This window comes from Hyphobacterium vulgare, from assembly GCF_042643335.1.
Classification (GTDB): domain Bacteria; phylum Pseudomonadota; class Alphaproteobacteria; order Caulobacterales; family Maricaulaceae; genus Hyphobacterium; species Hyphobacterium vulgare.
On record NZ_JBHRSV010000003.1, the window covers coordinates 14,155 to 39,848 of the forward strand.

Below are 25,694 nucleotides of genomic sequence, written 5' to 3' on the forward strand. Positions count from 1 at the left end.
TCGGACGGAAGGGGATGGTGGGCGCGGCTGGGATCGAACCAGCGACCCCTACGATGTCAACGTAGTGCTCTCCCGCTGAGCTACGCGCCCATCCCGTTGCGGGGAAGGCGCTCTTAGCCTCCGCCGGGCGGTCGCGCAAGACCCCTGTCAGCACCCTGGCTGTCCGTTCCGTGACAGCCCCCTCAACAGGTTATGACTTTTTTGCAACATGCAGGGCCGAAATGCGGTGGGAATAGGGCGATCCCTTTACGGGGATGGGGCGCATGGCGATAGTGCGCGTCGGGATAGACTAGACTCCCGTCTGTGCGCTCGTTCGGATCAAGCCGGAAGGGCGGAGGAAACAACACCACGAAGGGGTATTGCATCGTGAGCAGCTATTGGGATCGTGAGCGACTTCTGCGCTCCACCATCTTGGCCGGCTTTGCGGCTGCGGGTCTGACGGTCGCACCGTCTTGGGCTCAGCAGGCTGAAGACGACGAAGATGAAGAACAGGCCGAAGAGGCCGAAGACAGCATCGTCGTGACGGGTTCGCGTATTCGCCGCGACTCCTTCTCCTCGACGTCGCCGCTTCAGGTCATCGACGCCGAAACCGTGACCGAAGCCGGTCTCGTCGACACGGCGGAAATCATCCGCTCGGTGCCGGTTATCCAGGGCGCCCAGCTCGACCAGACCATCAACAACGCGTTCGTCACGAACGGCGGCCCGGGCGTGAACAACGTCTCGCTCCGCGGTCTGTCGGCGGACCGGACGCTCGTCCTGATCAACGGCCGCCGCATGTCGCCGGCCGGTGTGGAAGGCGCGCCGTCCTTCCCGGACATCAACCTGATTCCGTCCTCCATCATCCAGCGCGTCGACATCCTGCTCGACGGCGCGTCCTCGGTTTACGGCTCTGACGCCGTCGCCGGCGTGATCAACATCATCACGCAGCAGGACTATGAAGGCCTGAACATCGAAGGCTACGTCTCCGTTCCGGAAGACGATGGCGGCGAAAACCAGCGTTACTCGCTGCTCGTCGGCGATCGTTCCGAGCGCGGTGGCTTCACCTTCGCGATGGAATACTACGATCAGCAGAACCTGCGCGCCAACCAGCGCGACTGGAACCGCAGCCCGTCGGGCTTCTACTGCTCGCAGGACATCGACCTGGATGCCTCCGGCAACCAGATCACGTCCTCGGCGACCCGTCCGAACACCTGCGGCGGCTCGATCGTCAACCGCGTCCGCGTCTTCTCGACCCTCGCCCGTCCGGGCGGCGGCCTCCTGCTCGGTACTGACGTGTACCGTTTCCAGGGCCCGGCCGGCGTTGCTTTGAACACGGCTGATGCACGTTCGCCGGCTGGCTGGTGGGTCGCTCCGACCGCGACTGGCCGGACCTTCATGTCGAACCTGCCGGAAGCGCAGTCCTATCCGTCGGCCCAGTGGTCGGACATCCTGCCGTCGAACTCGCGTTACAGCATGTTCCTGACGGGCGATTACGATATCGACTCCCTGTTCGGTATCGAGGGCACGACCTTCTTCTTCGAAGCGTCGCACTCCAACTCGCAGACCTTCTCGAACTCGAACTTCCACGGTCAGCTTTTCCCGACCGTGCCGGACTCCAACCCGACGAACCCGTTCACCTACGGTAATGGTGCGAGCTTCTACGGTTACGGCGTGGTGCCGATCATCTCCTCGCCGACCCAGCGTTCCGACGTGGATGTCGAAATCCAGCAGACCCGCCTTCTGACCGGTCTGCGCGGCGATCTCGGCTTCATCGGCGCGCCGGGCTGGGACTTCGAGTCCTTCGTCTCCTACACCCGCTCGATGGGCTACTCCTCGCGCGGTGCGGTGCTCGAAGAGCGTCTGCGTCTCTCGCTCGCCACGACCCGTTTCGACGGTGGTGGCAACCTGATCTGCGGCGATCCGTCCTATATCGACCTGTTCGGTTTCCTGGATCCGGAAAACTGCGTGCCGATCGACATGTTCGCGCCGTCGCTCTACGTTTACGACCCGCAAACGGGTCCGCAGTGGGGATCGCAGGCCGAAGCCGACTTCCTGACCGGTGAGCGTACCGTCACCACGAAGGTTGACGAACTGGTGGCCGGTGCGTTCGTCACGGGCCCGCTGTTCAACATGCCTGACGGTGAAGTCAACGCCGTGTTCGGTTGGGAATACCGTGAAATCGGTCTCGACTCGGGCGTCGACACGGTTGCCGCTCTGGGCCTCGCGGCCGGCTTCTTCGCCGACCAGCTGTCCCAGGGTTCCGTGAACCTGAACGAGTTCTACACCGAGCTGTCGTTCCCGCTGCTGCGTGGCCGTCCGTTCGCTGAAGACCTGACCTTCGACATCGCGGCCCGTCTGACGGACCACGAATTCTACGGTCAGAACTCGACCTGGGCCGCGAAGCTCTCCTGGTCGCCGGTTGATTACCTGACCTTCCGCGGCACGGCGGGCACGTCCTTCCGCGCTCCGAACGTCCGGGAACTCTTCCTCGGCGGTCAGACCGGCTTCACCGGCGGCGGTGCCGACCCCTGCGTCGTCCCGCAAGCGGCGATCCCGGGTGGTCCGGGTTCCTACGACCCGACCCTCGACCCGCGTTCGCCGACGGTTCTCGCGAACTGTATTGCGGACGGTGTCGACCCGACCTCGCTCGGTGCGACCGGCGTTCCGTCGATCCAGTCCTTCCGGGCCGGTAACCCGGGCCTCGAGCCGGAAACCTCCGACTCGATCAGCGTCGGTTTCGCGATCGACCAGCCGTGGTTCGACTCGTTCGACTTCCAGTTCGGCGTGAACTACTTCGAGATCAACGTGGAAGACTCCATCGCGATCCCGGGTACGGCCTTCTCGCTGAACCGTTGCTACAACTCGACCAACTACCCGAACGATCCGTTCTGTGCGCGTCGTCAGCGTGACCCGAATACGGGCTTCCTGACCTTCGTGGACAACACGCCGTTCAACATCGCTCAGCAGACCACGCAGGGTCTCGACTACAATGCCCGCTTTGGCATGGACGTGTGGGGTGGTGCGCGCATCGAAGCGAACACCGTCTTCACGCAGTCGATCGAGATCACCAACCAGACGACGCCGAGTTCGGCGATCAACGACACGGTTGGCACGATCGGCTTCCCGGAATGGCGCGGCACGATTGATGCCCGCTACATCCAGGGTGACTGGACGCTCTTCTGGCGTGGCCGTTACATCGGCGCTCAGGAGAACCTCGGTGTGTTCGGTGCGGCGGAACCTGCTCTCGAGTTCACGGGCAGTGTGGATCGTCTCGATGACGTTGACGCGGTCCTGTACCACGACCTGTCGCTCAGCTGGCGTTCGGACACCTGGCGTGTCACGACCGGCTTCAACAACCTGCTGAACGAAGAGCCGCCCCTGGTTGACCAGAACACGGCGGACGCCACCCTCGGCGGTACGAACGTGCCGCTCGGTGCGGGCTACGACATGATCGGTCGTCGCTTCTTCATCAACGTCTCCAAGCGCTTCTAGTCGAACGCTGGGTTACGTAAGGATCGGGCCCGCTCTTCGGAGCGGGCCCTTTTCTTTTCTGCCTTCGCGGCAATGAAAAAGGGGCGCCCGTTGGGGCGCCCCTTTGCGTTTGCCGATGTGATCGGGATCAGGCCGCCATCACCCGGGCGACCTCGTCGACCAGCTCGCGAAGGTGGAAGGGCTTGGACAACACCTTGGCCTGCGTCGGCGCGCCCGAACCCGGGTTCAGCGCCACCGCGGCAAAGCCGGTGATGAACATGATCTTCAGGCCCGGCACCGTCTCCGCGGCGCGCCGCGCCAGTTCGATCCCGTCAATGCCCGGCATCACGATGTCCGTCAGCAGCAGGTCGAAGCCATCCGGCTGACCCTCGAACACGCTGAGGCCCTCATCGCCATCGGCACAGGAAATGACCTCGTGCCCGGCCCGTTTCAGTGCCTTGGCCAGGAAGTCGCGCATCGAATCGTCGTCTTCCGCCAGCAGAATTCTCGCCATCTCGCGATACTCCCCCGAATTGATCGTTGGCAGGACCATACGCGCTCTTGGTAAAAACCCGCTGAACGCCGGTGAATTGGTTGACCCGTCGCGCAGCGCACATCAGCATGAACGACATGGTGGTGAAACTGACATCCGCGACGCGCACGGCGCGCCCGCCCGGCACGGCCGCGCTGCCGCCGGTCGAAGTGCTGCGCCCGCTGCGCGGCACCGCGCCCGTCATCATCGCCTCTCCCCATTCCGGCCGTGCCTATCCTGAACGCTTTCTCGAACAGTCCGCGCTGTCGCTCGATCTGCTGCGGCGGTCCGAGGATGCCTTCATGGACGAGCTCTACGCCTCCGCGCCGGCGGCCGGGCTGACCCTCGTTCTGGCGACCTTCCCGCGCGTCTATGTCGATCCGAACCGGTCAGCCGACGAACTCGACCCGCTTCTGACCGGCGACCGGACCGATCCGTTGACGCCGATCCGCTCGCCGCGCGCCCATGCCGGGCTCGGTGTCGTTCCGCGGCTCGGGGCGGATGGCCTGTCGATCCATTCCGGCCTGCTCGACCGGGCCGAGATCGCGCACCGCATCGCGCTCTGTCACACGCCCTATCATGCTGCGCTGGAGGCCGAGATTGCCCGTACCGTCGACCGGCACGGTTTCGCGATCCTCATCGACGCGCATTCCATGCCCTCGATCAGCGCCCCCGGCATCGACGCAGTCATCGGCGACCGTCACGGCGTGTCCTGCGCGCCGCGGATTACCGATGCCATCGAATCCGCCCTCCAGGCCCAGGGGCTCAGGACACGGCGCAACACGCCCTATGCCGGCGGGTACACGACCGAGCGCTACGGTCAGCCCGACCATGCCCGGCACGCCGTTCAGATCGAGCTCAACCGCGCGCTCTATCTCGACGAGGGGCGCGTGGCCCGATCCGGGACATTCGACTCCCTCAGATGGAGAATCGACGCCTTCCTCGCCTCCATCGTGGCGATAGATTGGGTCGAGAAACTCGCCTAACTGCGTGTATTTCAAGGATTTGGTCACCTTTTGAGCGTTCGGCACGCCGCTTGCTCCCTTGTCACGCGAAAGCCTGGGGCGCGAGGGCCAGAGGCGGGATACACGCATCAAGGGTGGACGTTCGACATGACCAATGAAATCGATCTTCACGTCGGCAAGCGGCTGCGCCGCCGCCGCCGTCTCCTGGGCCTGACGCAGCAGCAGCTTGCCGAATCCGTCGGCATCCGCTTCCAGCAGATCCAGAAATACGAATGCGGCGCGAACCGCGTCAGCGCCAGCCGTCTGTTCGAACTCGCCGAGTCGCTCGACGTGCCGGTACAGTATTTCTACGAGGGCCTGTCGCGCCGTGAAGGCGCCGACGAACCCGAAGCGGTGCTCGCCGCCGACATTCTGTCGCAGAAGGAAACCATGGACCTGATCCGTGCCTATTACCGGCTCGGCGAGCGTCCGCGCAAACGCCTTCTCGAACTGGCAAAATCCCTCGAGCCGGGCGAACCGGCCAACGACGCCGCCTGAACCAAGAGTTCTGGCAGCCAGCAAGGATGCGTGATAGGCGGGCAGCGATGTCCGCCTTTTCCTTGTCAGAAGACCTCGAATTCGCCTTCCGTCTGGCCGACGCGGCCGGAGAAGCCATCCTGCCCTTCTTCCGCAACGGTACGGCCGTCGACAACAAGGAGGCCGCGGCCTTCGACCCCGTCACGGAGGCCGACCGTGCGTCGGAAGCGGCCATGCGCCGCCTGATCGAGCAGCACCGGCCGGGCGACGGCATTCTCGGCGAGGAATTCGACACCCTGCCGTCCCGGAACGGACGCGGCTGGACCCTCGATCCGATCGACGGCACGCGCGGCTTCATCGCCGGAACAACCGCCTGGACGGTCCTGATTGCGCACACGCGCGACGGGCTGCCCCGCGCCGGCGTGATCGACCAGCCTCACACCGGCGAACGCTTCTTCGGCGACGGCGACCGGGCGGGACTGTCACATCGCGGCGCGACCCGGACCTTGCGCGTTTCGCGCACCACACGCCTCGACCAGGCACTGATGGCGACGACCGATCCCTATCTTTTCCAGGGGGCGGAAGCCGAGCGCTTTGCCGCCCTGCGTCCGCAGCTCAGACTCGTCCGCTATGGCATGGACGCCTATGCCTACGCCCTGCTGGCGGCGGGCGGTGTCGATCTCGTCGTCGAGTCCGGCCTGAAACCCTTCGATGTCCAGGCCCTGATCCCGGTCGTGACCGGCGCCGGCGGGCTTCTGACCGACTGGCGCGGTGGTCCGGCCCATGCGGGTGGACAGGTGGTGGCCGCGGCAACGCCGGAGTTGCACGCGGCGGCGCTGGATATCCTCGCGCCGGCGGCGCGCCGGGCCTAGCCTTCCTCGCCTGCCGCGTCCCCGGTGTCCTCTTCGGCCTCCGAGGGCGTATTGTCGCGCAGCGGCTTGCGGAACAGCAGCGTCATCCGGTCGCTTTCGCCGATCGCGTCATACGGCGCGCGGTCGAAGGCCGGGTCTTCCGGTTCTCCGAAGGGCGAGGTGCGGCCGACCGGCGGCAGCGTCCAGACCCCGAATGGGTGATCGGCGGTATCGGCCGGATTGGCATTCACATCGCTGCGGCCGACAAACTCGAACCCGGCCTCCTCGGCCAGCGCGATGACATAGGCTTCCTGGACATATCCTGACGAGGCGCCCGGATCCTGTTCGCGAGTGTCGGGCAGGCGGTGCTCGACCACGCCGAGCACGCCGCCCGGACGCAGCACGGTGTAGAAGTCCGCGAAGGCGCGCTCCGCAAAGCCGCCGCCCATCCAGTTGTGGACATTGCGGAAGGTCAGCACGGCATCGACACTCCCGGCCGGGGCGATATCGGCGCCATCGGCACTGAAATCGCCCGCAGCGACCTGCCCGTAGACCGGGTTCGATGCCATTTCCGCGAGGAAGCTGGCCCGCGCCGCGCGCCGCGCTTCGCTCGGGCTGCTTTCGGGGAAGGTCGCGCCGATATAGGTGCCGCCATTGGCCGCGACCCACGGAGCCAGGATGCGCGCATACCAGCCGCCACCCGGCCAGATCTCGACGATCGTCCCGGACGGGTCGATTTCGAAGAATTCGAGCGTCTCCTGCGGGTTGCGCCAGGCGTCCCGCGCCGCATCCTCGCCGCGCCACTCACCGGCCACCGCCCATTCGAGCGTGCCCTCCGCCGCAGAGGCATCGGCCGGGTCCTGCGGCGCCACGCCAGTGTCGGTCGCCATGCCGGTATCGACGACCATACCTTCATCACCGCCGGCTTCGGTCTCGGTCGTATCCGGTTCACGGCCGCCGCAGGCGGCGAGCAGGGCGAGGGAGGACAGGGCGGTCAGAAGGGCGAAACGCGACATGATGGCTTTCCTCGATTGTGACGCCGATAGCCCTAGCCGAGCGGCGTTCCGGGCGCAACGCCTTGCCTCTTGAACCGGCGAGACGGCTACCCAAATAGGTCCGTGCGGAACGCCGTTACGGGTTTCGCGGGTCCCCGGCACGGCCTTCGGGCGTGCGGACGGGGATCGCCTGAGGACGCTCCGCAAGGAACATCGCGGAGCGGCTTGTTGCTCTAACTGGAGGATAAGTGCCATGCGTGGTGTTGATTACAGCCCCTTCTACCGGTCCATCGTCGGCTTCGACCGGCTGGCCAACCTGATCGATGCGGCCTCGAAGGCCGAGCCGTCGAACGGATACCCGCCCTACAATATCGAACAGCTCGGCGAGAACGACTACCGCATCGAACTGGCCGTCGCCGGCTTCGGTGACGAGGATCTCTTCGTCGAGGTTCAGGAGAATGTCCTGACCGTCTCCGGCCGCAAGGCCGACCGGTCCGAGGACGAGGCCCCGAACTATCTCTATCGCGGGATCGCCGAGCGGGCGTTCGAACGCCGCTTCCACCTTGCCGACCATGTGTCGGTGACCGGTGCGGAACTGAAGAACGGCCTTCTGCTCATCAGTCTCGAGCGTGAAATCCCGGAGGCGGCCCGTCCGCGCCGGATCGAGATCGGCAATTCTGGCGGCAAGGCCAAGACGATCGAAGGCCGCAGGTCCAAGGCGGCCTGACGCGCGGCAGCGCGAGCATACCCTTCGAGAAACCTTGAGCGGGCGGGGATCATCCCCGCCCGCCTTTTTGTTCGTGAAGCTCAGGCGGCGTCGAGATCGACCGCGCCGTCGGCATTCTCGACGTCCTCGCCGAAACTCGGATCGATCCGGGCGCCCGTGAAACAGGACCCGGTGAACAGGCCATGGCGCACGTCGCTGGCATCGAGCCGCGAATAGGAAAAGTCCGCACCCGTCGCCCGAATCCGCCGCAAATCCGCACCGCGCAGATCAGCATAGCGGATCTTGGCCGCCGCGAGCGAAGCCGGCATCAGCCGGTCCTTGCCGATCAGCAACGGGCCCAGCTTGCAGTCGCGCAGGTCGGCATTGTTCAGCCGCGCCCCGGTCAGGTCCGCGCCGCGCAGATCGGCACCGCGCAGGCAGGCCATGCGCAGGTCCGCCCGTTCCAGACGGGCCCCCTGAAGCTGTGCCCCTTCGAGATCGAGCCCGTAAAGCGTCGCGCCCCTGGCCTGGAAGGCGGTCAGCCGCTTGCCGGCCAGGGAGTGCAGTTCGCGCATGTCGGCACCGTCGAAGATCGACGGGCGGCCTTCCGCGCCGTCGGTCTCGCACCAGCGGATGTGATCGGCGAGCAGCTCGCCGACGGGCGCACCGAGCGCTTCGAGTGTCTTGCCGGCCGGCTTTTCGGTCAGCGCCCCCGTGGTCTTGACGCCTTCGAGCTTCGACATGGTGAGATTGGTGTTCACCAGGATCGAATCCGACAGATCGGCATCCGACAGGTCGGCGCCCGACAGGTCAGCGCCCTCGAGATTGGCGCCGGAGAACACGCTGCCGCGCAGATTGGCGCGGATCAGGCGGGCGCCGAGCAGCATGGCATCGGTGAAGTCGGCGCGCTGCGCCACCATGCCGGCCATCTTCGACCGTGTCAGGTTCGCCCCGGTGAAGTTCGCTTCGGTCGCTTCGCCGGCCCGGCTCTCATGCTTGATGACGGCCAGACCCTTTTCCCGGTCGGGCCGGGCAATGACGCCTTCGCGCAGATCGGTCTCGGTCATGTCCGCGCCGGTCAGGACTGCACCGCGCAGCACCGCGCCGCGCAGATCGGCCCGCCGCAGCGACGCACCTTCGAGATTCGCCCGGCGCAGATCCGCGCTGTAGAGGCTGGAGGAATTCAGCACCGTGCCCGACAGATTGGCACCGGTCATGATCGCTCCGGTGAAATCGGCATCGGACAGGTCGCGGCGCGACAGATCCATGTCGGTCAGGATGCAATAGGCGAAATGCGCGCGCGCGCCGCCCGAACGTCCGGACCAGAGCCGTTCGTGCCGGTCGCACATCTCTGACACCTGCGCCTGGGTCAGCGTCTTGTATGCAATACCTTCCGCGGGCATGGCGCTCGGCCGGATCCTGCTGCTTCCGCGAACCGGAACGGTCCGCATCCTGTGGATAACGTAGTCAGTTCCGGTTAACGGTAAGTGTTGATGGCACGCGGTCTTCAGCCGGGAAGATCAACCGCCGCGCCGGGGAAATCGCGACAGGAATTCGGACTTGATCGCCTGCGCCAGCTCTTCACGGAGTCCGGTCTCGGTTCTCACTCCGGCGGCGGCCAGCCGCGCAATCCCGCCGCCATCCACCCGCGGATCGGGATCGACAATCGCCACCACACACCGCGCGATCCCGGCTTCGATCAGTGCGTCGGCACACGGGCCGGTGACACCGGTATGGGCGCACGGTTCCAGCGTGACATAGGCCGTCGCCCCCCGGGCGGCTTCGCCGGCTTGCTGCAGGGCCCGGGTTTCGGCATGCGGGCGGCCGCCATCGGCCGTCCGTGCCGCTCCGACGACAGTGCCATGCTTTACCAGAACACAGCCCACCGAGGGGTTGGGCGCGGTGCGGCCGAGCCCGTTTCGCGCCCAGGCGAGCGCGGCGTCCATGAAGCGAAGATCGCCGTTCCAGCTCAAGGCAGAGCAGGCAGGGGCTGGGCGCGATCAGCATCGAGATAGCGCGCGGAGACCGGTTTCAGATCGGCGTCGAGTTCGATCATCAGCGGATTGCCCGTCGGGATCTCGACCTCGACAATCGTGTCGGGCGACACATTGAACAGCAGCTTCACGATCGCACGCAGTGAATTGCCGTGTGCAGCGATGAGAAGGTCATCTCCGGCCTTCAGATGCGGTGCGATCTCGCTTTCCCAATAGGGCTGAACCCGCTCCAGCGTCGTGGCGAGCGATTCCGTCGCCGGAAGGTCGCTGTCGGCCAGACCGGCATAGCGCGGGTCGAAGCGTGGATGGCGTTCGTCGTCGCGATCGAGCGCTGGCGGCGGCGTGTCAAAGGAGCGGCGCCAGACCTTGACCTGCTCTTCGCCGTGCTTCGCCTTTGTCTCCGCCTTGTCGAGCCCGGTCAGCGCCCCGTAATGGCGTTCGTTGAGCCGCCAGCTCTTGTCCACCGGAATCCAGCTCATCCCCATGTCGGCCAGGGCCAGGTTCAGCGTTCGGATCGCGCGGGTCAGCATGGACACGAAAGCCCGTTTCGGCGCGAAGCCGGCCGCCTTCATCAACGCACCTGCCTTCTTCGCCTGCGCTTCGCCCTCGCTGGTCAGATTGACGTCGACCCAGCCGGTAAACCGGTTCTGGAGATTCCATTCGCTCTGGCCGTGACGGACGAGGACGAGTCGGGACATGGCGCGGACCTTGTGTCGGGTATCGCCGGACCGTCCGGCAACTTCCAGCGGGATAGCCCGCCCGCCCGCTGCGGGCAAGGCAGGCGAAGCGCTGCCGCCCACTCGCCTTTTGCCTCGCGCAGGCCTAAAAGGCGAAGCCATGAAACATGATGACAAGGCTATCGCGGCGGGCCGCCGCGTCGTCGAGATGGAGCGCGACGCGCTCGGTGCACTCGCGGACTCCATCGACGCCGACTTCGCCCGCGTGGTCGACCTGTTGAACGGGATCAGGGGACGCCTGATCTGCGCCGGGGTCGGCAAGTCCGGCCATGTCGCCCGCAAGATTGCCGCCACCCTCGCCTCGACCGGCACGCCCGCCTATTTCGTCCACCCGACCGAGGCCAGCCACGGCGATCTCGGCATGATCACGCCGGACGATGCGGTGCTCGCCCTGTCGAAGTCGGGTGAGACACGGGAACTGGGCGATCTGATCGCCTATTGCCGCCGCTTCGGCACGCCGCTGATCGCCATGACCGCCGGCCGCGACTCCCTGCTCGCGCGCGGCGCGGACTTTCATCTCTTCGTGCCGGATGCGCCGGAAGCCTGCGGCGAGACCCGCGCCCCGACCACGTCGACAACGCTGATGATGGCGATGGGCGACGCGCTGGCGGTGGCGCTGCTGGAAGCGCGCGGGTTCACGGCCAGCGACTTCCGCGTCTATCACCCCGGCGGTTCGCTCGGCGCGGCGCTGGCCACGGTGGGCGACCTGATGCACGCCGGCGAGGCGATGCCGCTGATCGGTATTGACGCGCCGATGTCCGAAGCCCTGCTTGAAATGTCGGCCAAGGGTTTCGGCTGCGTCGGGGTCACCCACGCGGACGGGACTCTGGCCGGGATCGTGACCGACGGGGATTTGCGCCGCCACATGGGCGGGGGGCTGGTGACCCGCCCGGTGTCCGAGGTGATGACCCGCGATCCCCAGACCATTGAACCGGGCGCGCTCGCCGCCGACGCGATGCGTCGGATGACCGCTGGCGACCGGAAAATCCTGCACCTATTCTCGTTGGATCACGAAGGTCGGCCGGCGGGACTACTTCATATCCACGACCTGCTTCGCGCGGGTGTCAAATAGGCCAGCTTACAATAGCGACACAATCGCGTCGGCAACTCGTTTGACACCCAACCCGTCAGGATAAGGTTGGGGCGACAACGGCCTTTCCAATGCTTCGATGACCTCGTCCACCAGGTGCGGGTCCTCGATCCGGTCGAGCACGACCAGCCCTTGATCTCTCGCCGCTTTAACGGCGAGCATCTGAGATGCGGGTATTGCGATTGCCGTTGTCGAAAGGCCTGCTGCTAGCGCTTCCAGATAGCTCACCCCCATGGCTCCGACATAATGGCGACACTCCGCCATGAGGGCCGGCATGTCGATCCCGCTCAACACCTCCACTCGTGCATGTCGATTGCCTGGGACCGATACTTCCGACCCGACTACAGCGTAAATCGTCCGGTCGATCCGATCTGCCAGCCTGTTTGCGATCTCGACGGCTCGCTTGCCGATTGTGCTGCCGCCGAGTGTCACCAATACCGCCCCGTCGTCCGGGCGCGGGCTCTCATGCAGCGCCGCATATTCCGATCTCAGCAAGGCGAATTCGGGTCCGAGCAGAAGCTGCTGCGCCTCGTACTGCGCGTAATCGAGCCCCTTTGCATGGAGATTCTGGTTGACGACCAGGTCAGCAGGGAAGGGCGTATCGGCGAGGTCGTCGATCAACACGAGGTGCCGGGCTCGCAGCTTGCGCGCCAGCCTGTCCTGTTGGCTGAACCTGTAGCCATCCATCACGATCACGGAAGCCTTCCGGTCCTCATACGCCCCGACCGGAAGTGAGACGACCCTCTGAGCCATGGCAGGGTCGGCGCTCTGAACTTCTACGACCAACCCCCTGGCTGTTAGCTCGCTCGCGAGCGCTGAACAACGACTGGCGTGGCCGAGGCCAATTTGTGGGCCCGCATCGACCACGAAGAGTATGTCTGCCCGGTTGTTTTTCCCTTCGGATGGCATCGAGGGACGGTCCTTATTCTGCTCTTCCGCCCGGGTTTCGTCCGGAACGGCACCATTTCCCTGATAAGGCTGAATAAACAGCGTAATTGCGCTAATTTACCCTATTCAGCGCCAGTATCCATCCCGTAAGTCACTGGAAAAAATCGTCGTCTAGCGCTTTTTCCCTATGACGAATATCAGGGAATTTTTGTGGAGCATCTGGGAGCGGATCGGCCAGAAATCCGGATGCGGTGCCATTTCGATGCGTTTTCAGTTCTGTCCAAAAAGAGCGCGAGTTTGAACCCTCAGTCCCTTTGACGAAGTGGATTCCCGAGGCAGACGAAGCGCGATTCAAGACTGGCTCTTGCGGGGCGGTATTGCTTCGCAGGTCAATGCCGGCGAGGAGCGGGGGGCCTTGAACCCTTCATGGTGACGACTGGGGGTAAGACAGGCCAGCCGCCTTCATATCTGGTTCGCCGAAGGCGGGGGCGCAAACGAGCTGTTGGAACACGGCGGCCGGTCCTGTTGCCCGCGGGAGCGAGCAGCCGCTGGAGCCTCGACGTCGTATCGGATACCGCCTCTGACGGCCGGCGCTACCGAAAGCCTTGTTTGGTCGATGACGTCACGCGCGAGGCGTTGGCGGTTGTCGTCGACGCTTCGCTCTCAGGTGCCCGGGTCTCACGCGAACTCGACCGCCTGATCGAACAGCGCGGAAAGCCCCGAATGATCGTCAGCGACAACGGCACTGAGCTGAACAGCCACGCTATCCTGCGCTCGCAGAAGGAGCGCGGTGTCGAATGGCACTACATCGCACCGGGAAAACCTACCCAGAACGTTCGTGGAGAGCTTCAGCGGCCGGCTCAGGGACGACTGCCTGAACGAGCACCGGTTTTTTCTCGGCGAGGCCCCGCAGCTTGAGGTCTGGCGGGTCGATTACAACACTGACCGTCCACGCAGCCCCATCGGCTTTCGAACGACGACGAAGACAAGAAATGCGTCGGGACTTACGCTGCCCGTCCTGGCTTCAGTCCCGCAAGAGGGAGAGCAGATTTATAAATACGGCTGAGATGGGGGGCTGGGTCATCAGCTCAGAATAGGCCTTCCAGCCCTGCCGCGGTCATCAGCCCATGGGAATGAGGGTGACCTTCGACTCGCCCACGAGATCATAGAGCCTGCGGTAGCCGTAAAGTGCCTGGGACAGAGCGTCTACCTGGTCGTCATTGGCACCTTCCGGGAATGTCCGGCATTCATTGACAAAGGGGTCGACCCACGACATCTCGTTCGGGGCTGGGATATGCAGTCGGCCTTGCGCGATCAGTAGGCTGGCCTGCGCCCACCGCGCTTCCTTGGATATCGTAGGGTTCACAGGATGGAGCCTAGCTCCCCACCCCGTTCCATCGCTCTGATGTTTTTGAAGAAGATTATGGACCTCTGCGGCCAGCGCAATTCCCGTCGACGCCTTCTCAATGAGGACGTCCGCCGGCCGAAAGCGGTTGATCGCGTTCATGGTCTGCGATCTGAGCTCGACGAAGTCGGCGCGTTTCCGCCAGACGTAGCGCAGATAAAGGTGTCCATCGAAGACCGCGAAAACCATGATCACGGAATAGGACTTGGCGGTCGGTCCGCCCCCGGCAGAGTCCACACTTATGAGATGGGAGTCGGCTGTCTTCCGGGGGAAGCCGGAATAAGTCCTGAACTTGTTGACATCGATCAGCCCTCCGCCCGCTGGCAAAGGCGCTTGCATGAACTGAGCCTGGTAGTGGTGGGCGCCGAGGTCTTGTGCGGTCTCGTCCAGCACGAACTGGGGAAGGCGGGCGGGGTGCAATAGCTCTCCCTTTTTCCATTCATGATGGATGTCGGGACCCGTCTGAACGTTTACCGTTGCAGTCGCCTTGGCCGAAAGGATCAGCTTTCTCCATTTCCCCGTCTGCGTAAGTTGGGAATGCGGGTCCCATATAGATAGTCGCTGCATGACACAGATCATGACACCCGTCGCCATGTTGTTGAACCGGGTTGAAAGGGTGTGCTTGATCCAGTGCGCCACCTTGTTGCAGGCCTTTTCGCTGGCGGCGTCGAGCGCGCTAATGGGGTCGTCCAGAATAATAACGTCTGCCCCCATGCCCGTGACACCGGCAAAGGTGGTGAGGCTGGTTCGCCCGCCGAGTTTCGAGGTCGTGAACTGGAATTCGGCGTTCTTGGTTGGCTGCGGCTTCAGGGTCGGGAAGACCGTTTTCAGCTCGGGGTGATCCATCAGCGCTCGAAAGCGTACCGCGTGCTCCAGCGCCAGTGATTCGTTATGGCTAACGACGAAAACCTTCTTGGACGGGTCTTGGCCGAGCAAAAAGGCCGGCCAGGCAACCGATACGATAAACGATTTGAGCGTTCGGGGCGGAAGGTTGATGGCGAGCCGTCGGGTCTCTCCGGAGCGCACGCGTTCAAGCTCGAAACACAACGCGTCGATGTGGAAATTATCCGCGAATGGAACCCCGGGGTGAACCCATCGGAAGGCAAGACGAACGAATGATTTGAAGTCCGTCCGCGCCGCGGCATAGACGGCCGCCTTACTCGCCTCGATCGGCATGATCGCCTCCCGCATTCTTTCGCGTGGAGCGACGTATCAGGTCCTCAAGGAGTGCGAGGTCCGACTCGCTTGCCGGAAGAGCGTGTGCGTCGTCTCCGGTCTCATCAGGCAAATGCATCTTGATCTGCCGCAGGAGTTCCGCCAGTGTTCGCGGATCGCCCTTGAGCGCCTTCGACACGAGCTGTTTGACGACTGCCTCCATCTTCGTCATGCGGCGAGTCTTGCCGCCCTCCTTCACGATTAAGCGTTCTGACAGCTCCGCGACGAGGATAGTTGAAAAGCTTTTCCGTCCTCTTGGCCGGCCTTTCGGATTGCCTGACTGACCGGGTTTGAACTGGCTCTTTCTCGGGGGCTTGCCGTAGCCAACTTCATAGTCGCTCATGACCGTCCCCCGGAGTCGTGGGTAAGGCGAGGGGTAGGCGCGGGAAGGGCGAGGGGTTCTGCCCTATTGAGCAACCTGGCCTGTTTTCCCGTGAGCACCGTCCAGCGGGCGATCGCGACATCGACGTATTTCGGTTCGATTTCGATAATTCGGGCGCGACGCTGGGTGCGTTCTGCTGCGAGAATGATCGACCCCGACCCGCCAAATCCGTCGATCACGATGTCGCCGGGACGCGAGGCATCGAGGATGGCGTCGGCCAACAATTGCACCGGCTTGATCGTCGGATGGTCGGCGAGGTCTTTGTCTCGGCCTTTGCGGAATGTGTTGGCGCCGGGATAGGTCCAGACATTCGAGCGATTCCGACCGAATCGGCCCAGCTGAACATTGTTGACGTGCGCTGCCGCGCCAACTTTGAACAACGCAAAAAGTTCGTGGCGAGATCGATAGAATGACCCCATCCCCGCATTTGTTTTCGCCCAGACGATGAGGTTGAGCTGTTCGGAGTAGATCGGGTCAGCCGCCGCATACAGCTCGCGCATATGCCGGTGATCCATTGCGATAAAATGCAGCGCCCCGTCGTGCGAGAAGGCGGCGGCCAAACCCAGCCCCTGCTGAAGAAAAGCGTTAAATTCGGCCGCGCTCATCTCCCCCGACGCCATCGCGAATTCGCTATGGCGTTTGGAGGTTACATGGCCTTTGATACGGACATTATAGGGTGGATCGGTGATGCAGAGCCCTGCCTTGTCCCCGTCCATTAGGCGGTCCCAGCTCGCTTTCAGGAGGCTCGAACCACATAGAACGCGGTGGTCTCCGAGCGCCCAGAGATCTCCCGGTTGGGTCACCGGTTCGGAGGGTGGGTCTGGAATGTCGTCATCGGACGAATCGGCCTGTTGATCGGGGTCATCCGCGAGAAGCATGTCGACTTCCGGGATCTCAAAGCCCGTGGCTTCGATGTCGATCTCATCAGCAAATTCAAGAAGTTGGCTGACTTCGAATTGGAGAAGCTCGCGATCCCACCCCCCTCGCTCGGGAAACCGGTTTGCAGCGATGACAAAAACACGCTTTTCGTGAGGTTTGAGGTGCGTGACGCGGATGGCCGGAATCGTTGTGTGTCCGAGCTTCTGGCAGCACGTAACCCGTAAGTGTCCTGACAAGATCACATTGTTTTCATCGATGATAATCGGATCGACGAGACCTAGCGCGTCAATGGATCGGGTCAGGCTCCTCGCCTTGGCCCGATCATGCTTTCGGGCGTGGTTGGGGAACGGCCGGAGCGCCTCGAAATCCACATCAATTAAACGCGAGTCCGCTAAAGCGGGCTTCATAGCACAAAACTCCCTGTCCTCCCGGTTCCGGAGGACGCTGACGCGTTGATTCCGCGTCCGCTGATGGGGGTTTCATGCTGCTCCAGGAGAACCGGGCCATCCTTGGCTCACAGCGCTCCGGAGCTCGGTCCATCCTTGGACCCATCCCGGACAAAAATTCACGCTGCTTCGGCGGCTTGGCGGTCTAGCTTCCAACTGTAGCTTCGCTCAATTCGGCATCCAAGCCATATTTTACCGTGCAGACGAGCATGAAACTGCTTGATTCGGCGTCTATCAGTCAATCTTCGAGCGTAGTCGAGAGTGCCGGTTAAGGCACCAACGATCTAAATGTGGTACGGAAGGCGCCCCTCTCGCAACGGCGAAAAATGTGCCCTGCGGCTCCGGCATACCTCAATTATTTCAAGAGTCTGAGCGTTTCATTCGGGATGGTTTAAGGCCTGCCGAGCGTGAAGAGAACAGAGCGGACGGATAGCGCGAGCAACAGGAGCGCTGCAGGCGCGAGACTGTTCAGTGATGAGTGGACTGGCTGTCGATGTAGTCGTGTCACCAAGCCGCGAGAACCTCGACGACGGTTTGGCGAGAGATGAACACGTCGCCCGGTTGCACCGTCATCTCACCGTTCTGTCCGCCTCCCCATCGTCTCTTCCCCGGACCTGCTCGCGTCGACCGTAAAAACCCAACTCCCTTTGGGCTCGTACGCTTGCCACGACTGCCTCGAACTCACGGTCTGTCATGTATCCCAGTGCTGCCATCGCGTCTTCGACAGGCGCGATCAGTGGTCGATCGTTGCTGACTGCACCGAATACACGGCCGGCGCGTTCCGCCGCTTCTGGCAGGTTTTGATTGGGACGCCTTCCCGGCGCATCCTTGAGATCAGTCCTCGAACCGACGTTGCTCGCCAGCGAAGTTCGGCTGCCAAGGCAGATGCCGTCCTCGCAATCCCCGTCTCGAGAACGGCGACTACCTTTTCCCGCGGGCTTTCTCCGGGCTGACTGGCGCTGCTGCTCATGGCCCGACCGTCTCCTGGCTCTCCTTCCAAAGCTGTTCCGCTGCCTCGATGGGATCCACACCGTGCGCCGCCCACCATTCCGCTTCATCGGGGTCGCGGTGCAGAAGGTTATGGTGCCGGCGGCAGAGAGGCACGGTGAACTCGTCAGATACCTTCTTTGCCATTGCCCGTGGCTGGGTAAACCGGAGGTGATGCGCATCGCTCGGTTGCCGGCCGCAGATGAGACAAGGCTCGCCCCTGACGTAGGCAAGGTGCGCTGGCACCCTTAACCGTCTTTGTTTTGGAAGCAGGAGGCCTGAGCCCTGGTTAAGTGTAGGAAGAAGATCGCGGGCTCGCACGATGTTGGTTTGCATACCGCTGACACGACCAGCTTGTGCGCTCGCGCGAGCGGTGTGGTTGGGCCCCTCTGTGCTCGGGTCCTCGGAAGAGTGGCTCGTCCCTGTGAAGCTTCTAGCGCGATTGGGGGCTTCTTCAGCGCGGTCGAACCTCGCATCGGATCCGTTGTCTCCGCCCAAGTCTGAGGGCAAACACGAGTCGGAAGATGGTCTCCCTTCGGCTGGGTCCGAGACGGCCGGATTTTCTTCCCATTCACTGCTGGGTATGGGCGTGGCCGCCGAGGTCACTTTATTGCCGTCGCCAGTTTCAGAGGCGTCTGCGTTGGAACTGGCTTCGCCAGCTATGCCGGAAGATTTCCGCGGCTGACGCCGGTTGGCGGAATGACCAGCAAGTCGCATCGTTCCGAACGGGCGACCGAACGCCGCCAAGGCGCGTACCGTGGCATCAAGTTCAGCCGCCTTTAGCCCTTTGTTATGGGCTTCGAAGGGCGTCGCTCCTTTTCCTTCACCGCACCCCTGCGCGTCGCGAAAGCCGCCATTTGCGTCGCCCGTTAGCGAAACGCGGACCTTTGCAACATAGGCTGTTGTGACGAGACCCTCTCTCTCACGCGTCGCCGCACAGCGCATTTCTACGAGTTCGCGGTTCCATCCATCTGCGCCGAATATCCTGTTCGCTGCGTCGATCGCGCGCCAGGCCTCATGTGGTCCGGCATCGGGATCGATTGCCGCCTTACCTGAGTGGCGGAGATTGTTTCGGGTTTTGCTATCGATCGCCATCAGCGGACCCTCACCGACAGGGTCGCTTCGCCCTCAACGAGTGTTGCGCCGTCGATCGTGATGCCGCTCTTAAGGGCATCTCCTAGCGACCGTCGATCGATCACCGGGGCGGGCACTTTCCAATACGTCTCGGGAAGGCGCGCTTCATCGAGGATCTCGACCCGTTTCGACCGTGCCCTCAACGAAACGGTCAGATCGGCACCAAGGATTTTGGAGATGGCGCATGTCTCCATGGCTTCCGCGCAGATGCGCCGTTTGGTCTTCGCGCGTTCTGTGAGCCGTTCGAGACGCGCTCGTAAATCATCGATCCGACTTTTGAGGGCTTCCGAATGGGCTTCGTCGTCGAGTGCGGAACGAAGCGCAGCGAGAATAACTTCATTAAGATCGGTGAGGCCTTCCAGCGTATCCGCGAGCGTTTCCTCGTCGAGATCAGGGTGTTCGCCGATGAGGCGTTGTTTCACCCAATTGTGGCGGGCTGTTTCGGTTGCGATATCAAACATCTTTTTCATCCACTCCCTGTGTGGTGGGTTCGCAGGGACCAGCTACCGCTCGGAAAGAGTCTGAAGTCGACATCGATGTGAGTATGTACAGCGCAGATGCTTTCAGCGTGTCTCCGACACGAGACACCAAGAAAGTGAGAAATGAGTCTTGCCAGGAAGCGCTGCTGGCTTTGACGCCCTACTCGGTGCGCTCGCCAGCCCTCAAAACTATATCCTATGAAAGTCCCTGCCCCTCGAAACTAACGAGGCAAGCAAGGATAGCAGGTCAGTTCCCGTTCGTTCTGGCATTCGTTGTTGTTGATCGAATGAGATTTCAGAATCGCAAAATGGGTACCGGGCTATTCAATCAGGTGGGGTTCGCCGCGAACGCAAAGACCCCGTTCGTTCAGATGCTCAATGCATCGATCAAGGGTTTCGTTTCGGCCCGCTCTTAAGCGAAAGGTTTTTTTGACTTGATCGGTATCGCGCTCGGGTGAAATAAACAGGCAATCAGAGCTCACAGCCTCAAGTTGGCTCAGAAAGACATTTATCTCAAAAAGAAATGCATCCGTTGCGTCGGCGCGGACGCACACTTTCGACGAAACCATGTTGCTTTCCCCAGCCTTACCGGCAGTCGCTCAAACTCGAAACCCCGTCGCAGTCGAGCGGTACCACATTAAGCTACCAACGACGTGTGCCGTCAAGGCGTCCGATGACAGCAAACGCTTTCGCGAAGCCGAAATCTCTTATGGGAATTTGATTCTTGCCGATCGAGAGGCGCAGAGTCCGCATGGCCGGTTGCGCTTGGTAACTCTCTTTCAGGTTGCTGCCGTCCAGTTGCCCCAGAAATCCTCAATCACCAAGCGAAGCAAGGTAATCTTGGTAGGTTTCATCCGGATCGCCAATTCGAACGATGTGCCCTTCGTGCAGCCATACCGCCTTGCTGCACATTGAGGACACGAAATCCGGACTATGGCTTGCGATGACGGCAATGCCGGCATCCTCGATCAATGTGTCGATGCGACGCTTCGACTTTTCGATAAACTTCGCGTCGCCCGTGCCGATCGTCTCATCGAGAAGCAGGATCTCTGGTTGAAACGCGGTCGCCACCGCGAAGCTGATCCGCATCATCATTCCAGAGGAATACGACCGAAGCGGCAGATCTATAAAATCACCAAGCTCTGCAAAGTCGGCAATTTCATCAACGCGTTCCTCCGCCTCGCGGCGAGATAAGCCCGCCATCATCGCGCGAAGAAGGATGTTTCGTCGTCCGGTCGCGTCAATGCGCACCCCATAGCCGAGCGATAAAAGGGCGCCGATGTGACCTTCAATCTTCACAATGCCCGATTGAGGTTGAAAAATTCCGGCAAGAACCTTGAGCAAGGTGGTTTTGCCTGCCCCGTTTCGCCCGATTAAGGCGACGCGATCACCTTCGTTAAGCTCGAAAGAGATATCCTCAAGCGCATGGACCTCGGCTTGCTTGTTACGTGCCACAAGCCGGCCGATCCCTGCCCCAGCGTCGGCACCTGCCTTCATGGCAAACAGCGGAAACCGGACGTTGACTTGATCAAGGCTGATCCGGGTCATGGGCTCAAAACCAATAGGGGATCTTGTTGCGAGCCCAAGAAAATGCAGCCCACCCCAAACCAAGGTTAATCGCAGTGACAACCCCGACCACCGCCCAGCTCTGGACCGGAACGACCCCCTCCACCAATGGTGCGCGGAAGATGTCAATCATGTAGACGAAAGGATTCCACCAAAGCCAATTGGCAACTTCGCCGATTTGCTCCGGCGTCCAGACAAGGGGAGTCAGGAAAAACAATACCCGCAGTCCCGCTTGTATGATCTGTGTTATATCTCGATATCGCGTGCAAAGGGGCCCGAGATACATGTTCACCGCCACGGCGTTCAGGATATAGGCCAAGAACGCGGGCAGAACCCAGACGATCTGAGCGACATGTTCCCACCGAAGAAAAATAAACGCGATTAGAACGATGATGGAGCTATAAATAAAGAATATTACTTCCCTGAATATATTCTGAAAAATATAAAGAGAGAAAGGGAGTTGGAGTCCTAGTATCCAATTTTCCGATGTAACAAACACATTGCAGGCGTCGAGAATGCTTCCGCTGAGAAACGTCCAGGCGAGGAAACCAGATGCCACATAGAGCAAAAACCAGGCGGTAGGTTGTGGGGCGATCGCTCCAAAGATAATGACCTTTGCCGCGACGAAAACCAGATAAGAGATTGTGATCCACGCCAGTCCGAGTGCCGTTCGCTTGAACCGAAAACGGACGTCATCATGCGACAGTGCAATCCAAAGCTCGAACCTGCGCGCTCCAGATATCAGATCCGACAGGGTTGACCCGTTCACCGGGCTCGTTCGATCGGGCGCAGGCATTCGTGACCGAGAAGACTGAGGCGCGATGCTCATACCCCTTAACTCCGATGGCCGCCAATCTGCGCGGCGAACCGTCAAACCTGCTCGGCCGCTTCAGAAAAGGTGGCTATACGACATGACAGGTGGTGGCAATCTCCGCAACGTCGGTCTATAGGCGGGCGATAAGAAAGAAAGGATTGCCGCATGCGCGTTGCGATAATCGGAACCGGATATGTCGGCCTCGTCTCCGGGGCTTGTTTTGCCGATTTCGGGCACCATGTGACCTGCGTTGACAAGAACGAAGAGAAGGTCGCGATGCTCCGCGGCGGGGGCATCCCGATCTATGAGCCGGGCCTCGATCTTCTCGTCCAGCGGACTGTTCGCGAGGAACGCCTCGAATTCGAAACCGACCTGTCCGACGCGGTGAAGCATGCCGATGTCGTCTTCATCGCCGTAGGGACGCCGTCGCGCCGCGGCGACGGTCACGCGGACCTGAGCTATGTCTATGCTGCCGCTGAGGAAATCGCCTCGGTGATGGACGGATATACGGTGATCGTGAACAAGTCGACCGTCCCCGTCGGTACCGGCGACGAGGTCGAACGCATCATTCGCGAGCGCCGCCCGGACGGGGATTTCTCGGTCGTCTCGAACCCCGAATTCCTGCGCGAGGGCGCGGCGATCGACGATTTCAAGCGTCCCGACCGGGTTGTTGTCGGCACCGAGGACGACCGCGCCCAGGCGGTGATGAAGGAACTCTACCGTCCGCTCTATCTCAACGAGACGCCGCTACTGTTCACCGGCCGCCGGACGTCCGAGTTGATCAAGTACGCCGCCAATGCCTTCCTCGCCATGAAGATCACCTTCATCAACGAGATGGCGGACCTGTGCGAAGAGGTGGGTGCCAACGTCCAGGAAGTCGCCCGCGGCGTCGGTCTGGACAAGCGCATCGGCTCGAAATTTCTCAACGCCGGCCCCGGCTATGGCGGGTCCTGCTTCCCGAAGGACACGCTCGCGCTGACCAAGACCGCGAAAGAGGCGGGCACGCCGCTCAAGCTCGTCGAGACCACAGTCGATGTGAACAACACCCGCAAACGTGCCATGGCTGACAAGGTCGTCCGGGCGCTCGGCGGCAACGCCGAGGGCAAGACGATTGCGGTTCTGGGCCTGACCTTCAAGCCCAATACGGACGACATGCGCGATGCGCCCTCGCTCGATATCATCCCGGCGCTGCAGGCCGCCGGCGCGAAGATACGCGCCTACGATCCGGCCGGAATCGTCGAAGCCGAGCGCCTGATGAGGGACGTTGAATTCTGTTCTGGACCCTATCTGTGTGCTGAGGGTGTTGATGCGCTGGTCATCATCACCGAATGGAATGAATTCCGCGCCCTTGATCTCGACCGGCTAGGTGAGCATATGAAAAGTAAGGTCGTCGTCGACCTGCGCAATATCTATCGACCCGAAGACATGGCCGCGCGCGGCTTCGCTTATACCAGCGTCGGTCGCTGACCGGGATGGAAAACTCCGACGACAGCCGCAAGACCCCGGGCTTTGACCTCTGGGTCCTGGCCTCGGACCCGGTCTTTTATGTCGTGACGATCATTTTTGTCCTGGGTGTGATAATATTTGCTCTGTCAGGAGAAACTGAAACCAGCGGATTTAGTTTCGACGGACGCCATCTGGTCATTGAGGACGAAGCGCTAGCAGGGCTGGTACCCGGCCCCGGCACTGAGTCAGAATACGCGCCGACCGAACATGCGGCTCGCATTACCGCGAATGCCACTTTTGATCGCGCCGGAACACTGTCTGCGGGAGTCGGGCTTTTGTTGCCCCGTTCCTTTGAGGAAGATGTGATTGGTCGCAGCGTCGAAGTCACGATCGAGATGCGCGCACTGCAAGACGATCACGACCAAGCCTATATGTCGTACTTCACAACGGACGCAGCAGATTCGCCCCGGCACGTCGCGCAATTGGATACGGACTGGCAAACGTTTTCCTTCGTATTCGTTGTTCCCCCCCATGTCGTTGCCAACGACCAGGAATGGATTGGCATCTGGCCCGATCTCGACGGGCTGGAGCGACCAGTCCTCGTGCGCCGTATCGAGGCGCGCATTCTCGACACTGATGAATGATCCCGATCGAAAGGACTGAGAGATGAAGCCGCTCGCCTCCGCCCGGCCCAACAGTTGGGATTTCGAGACCCGTCCCGTGATCAAGCCGACCGGCTTTCGCGAGTATGACGCGCGATGGTGGTTCGGGAATCCGGCCGATCCTCGGGAGCCGGAACTCAATCTCTATGGCGTTCAACTGCTCGGTCTCGGGCTCGGCACGTTGATCCACGAACTGGGAATCGAGCCGCGCATCGTCACCTGCAATGATTTCCGCGCCTATTCGCTCGGCGTGAAGCAGGCGCTCGAACTCGGCCTGATGTCGGCCGGGATCGAGGTCAACGACATCGGGCTCGGCTTGTCGCCGACCGCCTATTTCGCGCAGTTCGATCTCGGTATTTCCTGCGTCGCCATGGTCACGGCCAGTCACAACTCCAATGGCTGGACCGGGGTGAAGATGGGTGTGGAGCCGCCCCTGACCTTTGGCCCGGACGAGATGGGTCGGCTCAAGGAGATCGTCCTCGAAGGCCAGGGCATCACCCGCGCGGGCGGGGCCTACCGGCGCGTCGAGGGCGTCGCCGAACGCTATCTGGCGGATCTGTCGGACGGAGTCCGCCTGACCCGCAAACTGAAGGTCGTTGCCGCTTGCGGCAACGGCACTGCCGGGGCGTTCGCGCCGCAGGCGCTGGCAGCGATGGGCGCCGAAGTGATTCCGCTCGACTGCGAGCTGGACCATAGTTTCCCGCGTTATAATCCGAACCCGGAGGACATGAAGATGCTTCACGTCCTTCGCGACGCCGTGCTCGAACATGACGCGGATCTCGGTCTGGCCTTCGATGGCGATGGCGATCGCTGCGGCGTGGTCGACAATGAGGGCGAGGAGATCTTCGCCGACAAGATCGGCCTCATGCTGGCGCGCGATCTGTCCGGCCGCTTTCCCGAGGCGACATTTGTCGTCGACGTGAAGTCGACCGGACTCTTCCTGACCGACCCGGTGCTGAAGCAGAACGGGGCGAAGACGCTCTACTGGAAGACCGGCCATTCCTACATCAAGCGGAAGTCGAAAGAGGCTGGCGCCCTCGCCGGCTTCGAGAAGTCCGGCCATTTCTTCATGCAGCCGCCGGTCGGCCGCGGCTATGATGACGGCATCGTCGCCGCCCGCTCGGTCCTGCAGATGCTCGACGCCGTACCGTCGAAATCGATGGCCGACCTGCGCCGCGAACTGCCGGTCAGTTTCACCTCGCCGACCATGTCGCCGAAATGCACCGACGAGGAGAAGTACGATGTCGTCGACGCGATCGTGGCGACCTACACCAGGGCCATGGAGGCCGGAGAGACGATCGCCGGCCGCAAGATCGCAGAAATGATCACCGTCAACGGGGTCCGCTTCATCCTCGAGGACGGGTCCTGGGGGCTGGTGCGCGCGTCGTCGAATACCCCAAACCTGGTCATCGTGGTCGAGAGCATGACCTCGCCCGACGACATGAAGGCGATCTTCGCCGACATCCAGGCGCGCCTGAGTTCTCAAAAGGCCGTTGGAGACTTTGATCAGCAAATTTAGCCCAAAGCCCCCAAGTAAATCGCTGATATCGCTGTC

21 protein-coding genes, 1 tRNA gene and 2 pseudogenes are annotated in these 25,694 nt (G+C 62.2%); 10 read left to right on the forward strand and 14 right to left on the reverse strand.

Features of this window, described 5'->3' with window-relative positions; all coding sequences use genetic code 11:
* Positions 1-15: 15 nt before the first annotated feature.
* Positions 16-90: transfer RNA gene (locus ACFOOR_RS04780), tRNA-Val, on the reverse strand.
* Between the two features lie 276 nt (positions 91-366).
* Here ACFOOR_RS04780 and ACFOOR_RS04785 point away from each other — a divergent pair.
* Positions 367-3,471: a TonB-dependent receptor domain-containing protein gene (locus ACFOOR_RS04785; RefSeq protein ID WP_343164802.1), complete on the forward strand. Its 3,105-nt coding sequence runs from the start codon at positions 367-369 to the stop codon at positions 3,469-3,471.
* Positions 3,472-3,598: 127 nt separating this feature from the next.
* Here the strand turns inward: ACFOOR_RS04785 and cpdR are convergent, their stop codons facing one another.
* Positions 3,599-3,964: a cell cycle two-component system response regulator CpdR gene (gene cpdR, locus ACFOOR_RS04790; protein WP_039712249.1), complete on the reverse strand. Its 366-nt coding sequence runs from the start codon at positions 3,962-3,964 to the stop codon at positions 3,599-3,601.
* A gap of 107 nt (positions 3,965-4,071) precedes the next feature.
* On the opposite strand from cpdR, the gene ACFOOR_RS04795 reads away from it, so the two are divergent.
* From ACFOOR_RS04795 to hisN, 3 genes are all read left to right on the forward strand, one after another.
* Entirely contained in the window at positions 4,072-4,968 is an 897-nt protein-coding gene (locus ACFOOR_RS04795; RefSeq protein ID WP_343164801.1) for an N-formylglutamate amidohydrolase, read from the forward strand.
* Positions 4,969-5,094: 126 nt separating this feature from the next.
* Positions 5,095-5,484: a helix-turn-helix domain-containing protein gene (locus ACFOOR_RS04800; RefSeq protein WP_039712251.1), complete on the forward strand. Its 390-nt coding sequence runs from the start codon at positions 5,095-5,097 to the stop codon at positions 5,482-5,484.
* Positions 5,485-5,531: 47 nt separating this feature from the next.
* A complete protein-coding gene (gene hisN, locus ACFOOR_RS04805) occupies positions 5,532-6,335 on the forward strand; it encodes a histidinol-phosphatase (protein WP_343164800.1) in 804 nt (267 codons plus the stop codon).
* On the opposite strand, the gene ACFOOR_RS04810 is transcribed toward hisN, so the two are convergent.
* Positions 6,332-7,330 carry a class I SAM-dependent methyltransferase gene (locus ACFOOR_RS04810; protein WP_343164799.1) on the reverse strand — a complete coding sequence of 333 codons (999 nt, stop codon included), beginning with the start codon at positions 7,328-7,330 and terminating at the stop codon, positions 6,332-6,334. The two genes, hisN and ACFOOR_RS04810, sit on opposite strands and share 4 nt — an antisense overlap.
* Positions 7,331-7,562: 232 nt before the next feature.
* On the opposite strand from ACFOOR_RS04810, the gene ACFOOR_RS04815 reads away from it, so the two are divergent.
* Positions 7,563-8,036, forward strand: coding sequence for an Hsp20 family protein (locus ACFOOR_RS04815; protein WP_343164798.1), 474 nt, complete (start codon positions 7,563-7,565; stop codon positions 8,034-8,036).
* An 80-nt stretch (positions 8,037-8,116) separates the two neighbouring features.
* On the opposite strand, the gene ACFOOR_RS04820 is transcribed toward ACFOOR_RS04815, so the two are convergent.
* The 3 genes and pseudogenes from ACFOOR_RS04820 to gpmA form a co-directional block, all read right to left on the reverse strand.
* Entirely contained in the window at positions 8,117-9,418 is a 1,302-nt protein-coding gene (locus tag ACFOOR_RS04820; RefSeq protein ID WP_343164797.1) for a pentapeptide repeat-containing protein, read from the reverse strand.
* A 129-nt stretch (positions 9,419-9,547) separates the two neighbouring features.
* Positions 9,548-9,961 (reverse strand): annotated as a pseudogene (gene ribD / locus ACFOOR_RS04825) (bifunctional diaminohydroxyphosphoribosylaminopyrimidine deaminase/5-amino-6-(5-phosphoribosylamino)uracil reductase RibD); the annotation flags it as partial.
* A 23-nt stretch (positions 9,962-9,984) separates the two neighbouring features.
* Positions 9,985-10,707: a 2,3-diphosphoglycerate-dependent phosphoglycerate mutase gene (gpmA, locus tag ACFOOR_RS04830; protein ID WP_343164796.1), complete on the reverse strand. Its 723-nt coding sequence runs from the start codon at positions 10,705-10,707 to the stop codon at positions 9,985-9,987.
* Positions 10,708-10,846: 139 nt separating this feature from the next.
* Here gpmA and ACFOOR_RS04835 point away from each other — a divergent pair, with 139 nt between their 5' ends.
* Positions 10,847-11,818 (forward strand): KpsF/GutQ family sugar-phosphate isomerase, encoded by a 972-nt coding sequence (locus tag ACFOOR_RS04835; protein WP_343164795.1) that lies wholly within the window; start codon positions 10,847-10,849, stop codon positions 11,816-11,818.
* A gap of 6 nt (positions 11,819-11,824) precedes the next feature.
* On the opposite strand, the gene ACFOOR_RS04840 is transcribed toward ACFOOR_RS04835, so the two are convergent.
* Complete coding sequence (locus ACFOOR_RS04840; protein WP_343164794.1) at positions 11,825-12,532, reverse strand: hypothetical protein; 708 nt, start codon at positions 12,530-12,532, stop codon at positions 11,825-11,827.
* 663 nt (positions 12,533-13,195) lie between these two features.
* On the opposite strand from ACFOOR_RS04840, the pseudogene ACFOOR_RS04845 reads away from it, so the two are divergent.
* Positions 13,196-13,790 (forward strand): annotated as a pseudogene (locus ACFOOR_RS04845) (integrase core domain-containing protein); the annotation flags it as partial.
* A 54-nt stretch (positions 13,791-13,844) separates the two neighbouring features.
* Here the strand turns inward: ACFOOR_RS04845 and ACFOOR_RS04850 are convergent.
* The 7 genes from ACFOOR_RS04850 to ACFOOR_RS04880 form a co-directional block, all read right to left on the reverse strand.
* On the reverse strand, positions 13,845-15,305 hold the full coding sequence (locus ACFOOR_RS04850) for a phage terminase large subunit family protein (RefSeq protein ID WP_343164793.1): 1,461 nt from the start codon (positions 15,303-15,305) through the stop codon (positions 13,845-13,847).
* Complete coding sequence (locus ACFOOR_RS04855; protein ID WP_343164792.1) at positions 15,286-15,687, reverse strand: DUF5681 domain-containing protein; 402 nt, start codon at positions 15,685-15,687, stop codon at positions 15,286-15,288. Before ACFOOR_RS04855 ends, ACFOOR_RS04850 begins: the two co-directional genes overlap by 20 nt.
* Positions 15,684-17,012 carry a site-specific DNA-methyltransferase gene (locus ACFOOR_RS04860; protein WP_343164791.1) on the reverse strand — a complete coding sequence of 443 codons (1,329 nt, stop codon included), beginning with the start codon at positions 17,010-17,012 and terminating at the stop codon, positions 15,684-15,686. Before ACFOOR_RS04860 ends, ACFOOR_RS04855 begins: the two co-directional genes overlap by 4 nt.
* 1,005 nt (positions 17,013-18,017) lie before the next feature.
* Entirely contained in the window at positions 18,018-19,133 is a 1,116-nt protein-coding gene (locus ACFOOR_RS04865; protein ID WP_343164790.1) for a DUF968 domain-containing protein, read from the reverse strand.
* The gene (locus ACFOOR_RS04870; RefSeq protein ID WP_343164789.1) at positions 19,133-19,633 is read right to left on the reverse strand and encodes a siphovirus Gp157 family protein; all 501 of its coding nucleotides are present in this window, start codon (positions 19,631-19,633) and stop codon (positions 19,133-19,135) included. The genes ACFOOR_RS04865 and ACFOOR_RS04870 overlap by 1 nt, the downstream gene beginning before the upstream one ends.
* Before the next feature lie 831 nt (positions 19,634-20,464).
* Positions 20,465-21,199 (reverse strand): ABC transporter ATP-binding protein, encoded by a 735-nt coding sequence (locus tag ACFOOR_RS04875; RefSeq protein WP_343164788.1) that lies wholly within the window; start codon positions 21,197-21,199, stop codon positions 20,465-20,467.
* 4 nt (positions 21,200-21,203) lie between these two features.
* Entirely contained in the window at positions 21,204-22,046 is an 843-nt protein-coding gene (locus tag ACFOOR_RS04880) for an ABC transporter permease (protein ID WP_343164787.1), read from the reverse strand.
* A 150-nt stretch (positions 22,047-22,196) separates the two neighbouring features.
* On the opposite strand from ACFOOR_RS04880, the gene ACFOOR_RS04885 reads away from it, so the two are divergent.
* From ACFOOR_RS04885 to ACFOOR_RS04895, 3 genes are read left to right on the forward strand one after another with little or no spacing between them, the layout of a single operon-like run.
* Positions 22,197-23,498, forward strand: coding sequence for a UDP-glucose dehydrogenase family protein (locus ACFOOR_RS04885; protein ID WP_343164786.1), 1,302 nt, complete (start codon positions 22,197-22,199; stop codon positions 23,496-23,498).
* Positions 23,499-23,503: 5 nt separating this feature from the next.
* Positions 23,504-24,121, forward strand: a complete 618-nt coding sequence (locus tag ACFOOR_RS04890; protein ID WP_343164785.1) for a hypothetical protein — start codon at positions 23,504-23,506, stop codon at positions 24,119-24,121.
* Positions 24,122-24,143: 22 nt separating this feature from the next.
* The gene (locus tag ACFOOR_RS04895; protein ID WP_343164784.1) at positions 24,144-25,658 is read left to right on the forward strand and encodes a phosphomannomutase/phosphoglucomutase; all 1,515 of its coding nucleotides are present in this window, start codon (positions 24,144-24,146) and stop codon (positions 25,656-25,658) included.
* Positions 25,659-25,694: the final 36 nt, after the last annotated feature.

Excerpts from the sequence above, each read along its gene's own strand:
- ACFOOR_RS04865 (WP_343164790.1), bottom strand. The coding sequence starts at position 19,133 with ATGGCGATCGATAGCAAAACCCGAAACAATCTCCGCCACTCAGGTAAG.
- gpmA (WP_343164796.1), bottom strand. The coding sequence starts at position 10,707 with ATGTCCCGACTCGTCCTCGTCCGTCACGGCCAGAGCGAATGGAATCTC.
- ACFOOR_RS04820 (WP_343164797.1), bottom strand. The coding sequence starts at position 9,418 with ATGCCCGCGGAAGGTATTGCATACAAGACGCTGACCCAGGCGCAGGTG.
- ACFOOR_RS04850 (WP_343164793.1), bottom strand. The coding sequence starts at position 15,305 with ATGCCGATCGAGGCGAGTAAGGCGGCCGTCTATGCCGCGGCGCGGACG.
- ACFOOR_RS04890 (WP_343164785.1), top strand. The coding sequence starts at position 23,504 with ATGGAAAACTCCGACGACAGCCGCAAGACCCCGGGCTTTGACCTCTGG.
- ACFOOR_RS04800 (WP_039712251.1), top strand. The coding sequence starts at position 5,095 with ATGACCAATGAAATCGATCTTCACGTCGGCAAGCGGCTGCGCCGCCGC.
- ACFOOR_RS04815 (WP_343164798.1), top strand. The coding sequence starts at position 7,563 with ATGCGTGGTGTTGATTACAGCCCCTTCTACCGGTCCATCGTCGGCTTC.
- ACFOOR_RS04810 (WP_343164799.1), bottom strand. The coding sequence starts at position 7,330 with ATGTCGCGTTTCGCCCTTCTGACCGCCCTGTCCTCCCTCGCCCTGCTC.
- ACFOOR_RS04835 (WP_343164795.1), top strand. The coding sequence starts at position 10,847 with ATGAAACATGATGACAAGGCTATCGCGGCGGGCCGCCGCGTCGTCGAG.
- hisN (WP_343164800.1), top strand. The coding sequence starts at position 5,532 with ATGTCCGCCTTTTCCTTGTCAGAAGACCTCGAATTCGCCTTCCGTCTG.
- ACFOOR_RS04875 (WP_343164788.1), bottom strand. The coding sequence starts at position 21,199 with ATGACCCGGATCAGCCTTGATCAAGTCAACGTCCGGTTTCCGCTGTTT.
- ACFOOR_RS04855 (WP_343164792.1), bottom strand. The coding sequence starts at position 15,687 with ATGAGCGACTATGAAGTTGGCTACGGCAAGCCCCCGAGAAAGAGCCAG.
- ACFOOR_RS04880 (WP_343164787.1), bottom strand. The coding sequence starts at position 22,046 with ATGAGCATCGCGCCTCAGTCTTCTCGGTCACGAATGCCTGCGCCCGAT.
- ACFOOR_RS04870 (WP_343164789.1), bottom strand. The coding sequence starts at position 19,633 with ATGTTTGATATCGCAACCGAAACAGCCCGCCACAATTGGGTGAAACAA.
- cpdR (WP_039712249.1), bottom strand. The coding sequence starts at position 3,964 with ATGGCGAGAATTCTGCTGGCGGAAGACGACGATTCGATGCGCGACTTC.
- ACFOOR_RS04795 (WP_343164801.1), top strand. The coding sequence starts at position 4,072 with ATGAACGACATGGTGGTGAAACTGACATCCGCGACGCGCACGGCGCGC.
- ACFOOR_RS04885 (WP_343164786.1), top strand. The coding sequence starts at position 22,197 with ATGCGCGTTGCGATAATCGGAACCGGATATGTCGGCCTCGTCTCCGGG.
- ACFOOR_RS04860 (WP_343164791.1), bottom strand. The coding sequence starts at position 17,012 with ATGAAGCCCGCTTTAGCGGACTCGCGTTTAATTGATGTGGATTTCGAG.
- ACFOOR_RS04895 (WP_343164784.1), top strand. The coding sequence starts at position 24,144 with ATGAAGCCGCTCGCCTCCGCCCGGCCCAACAGTTGGGATTTCGAGACC.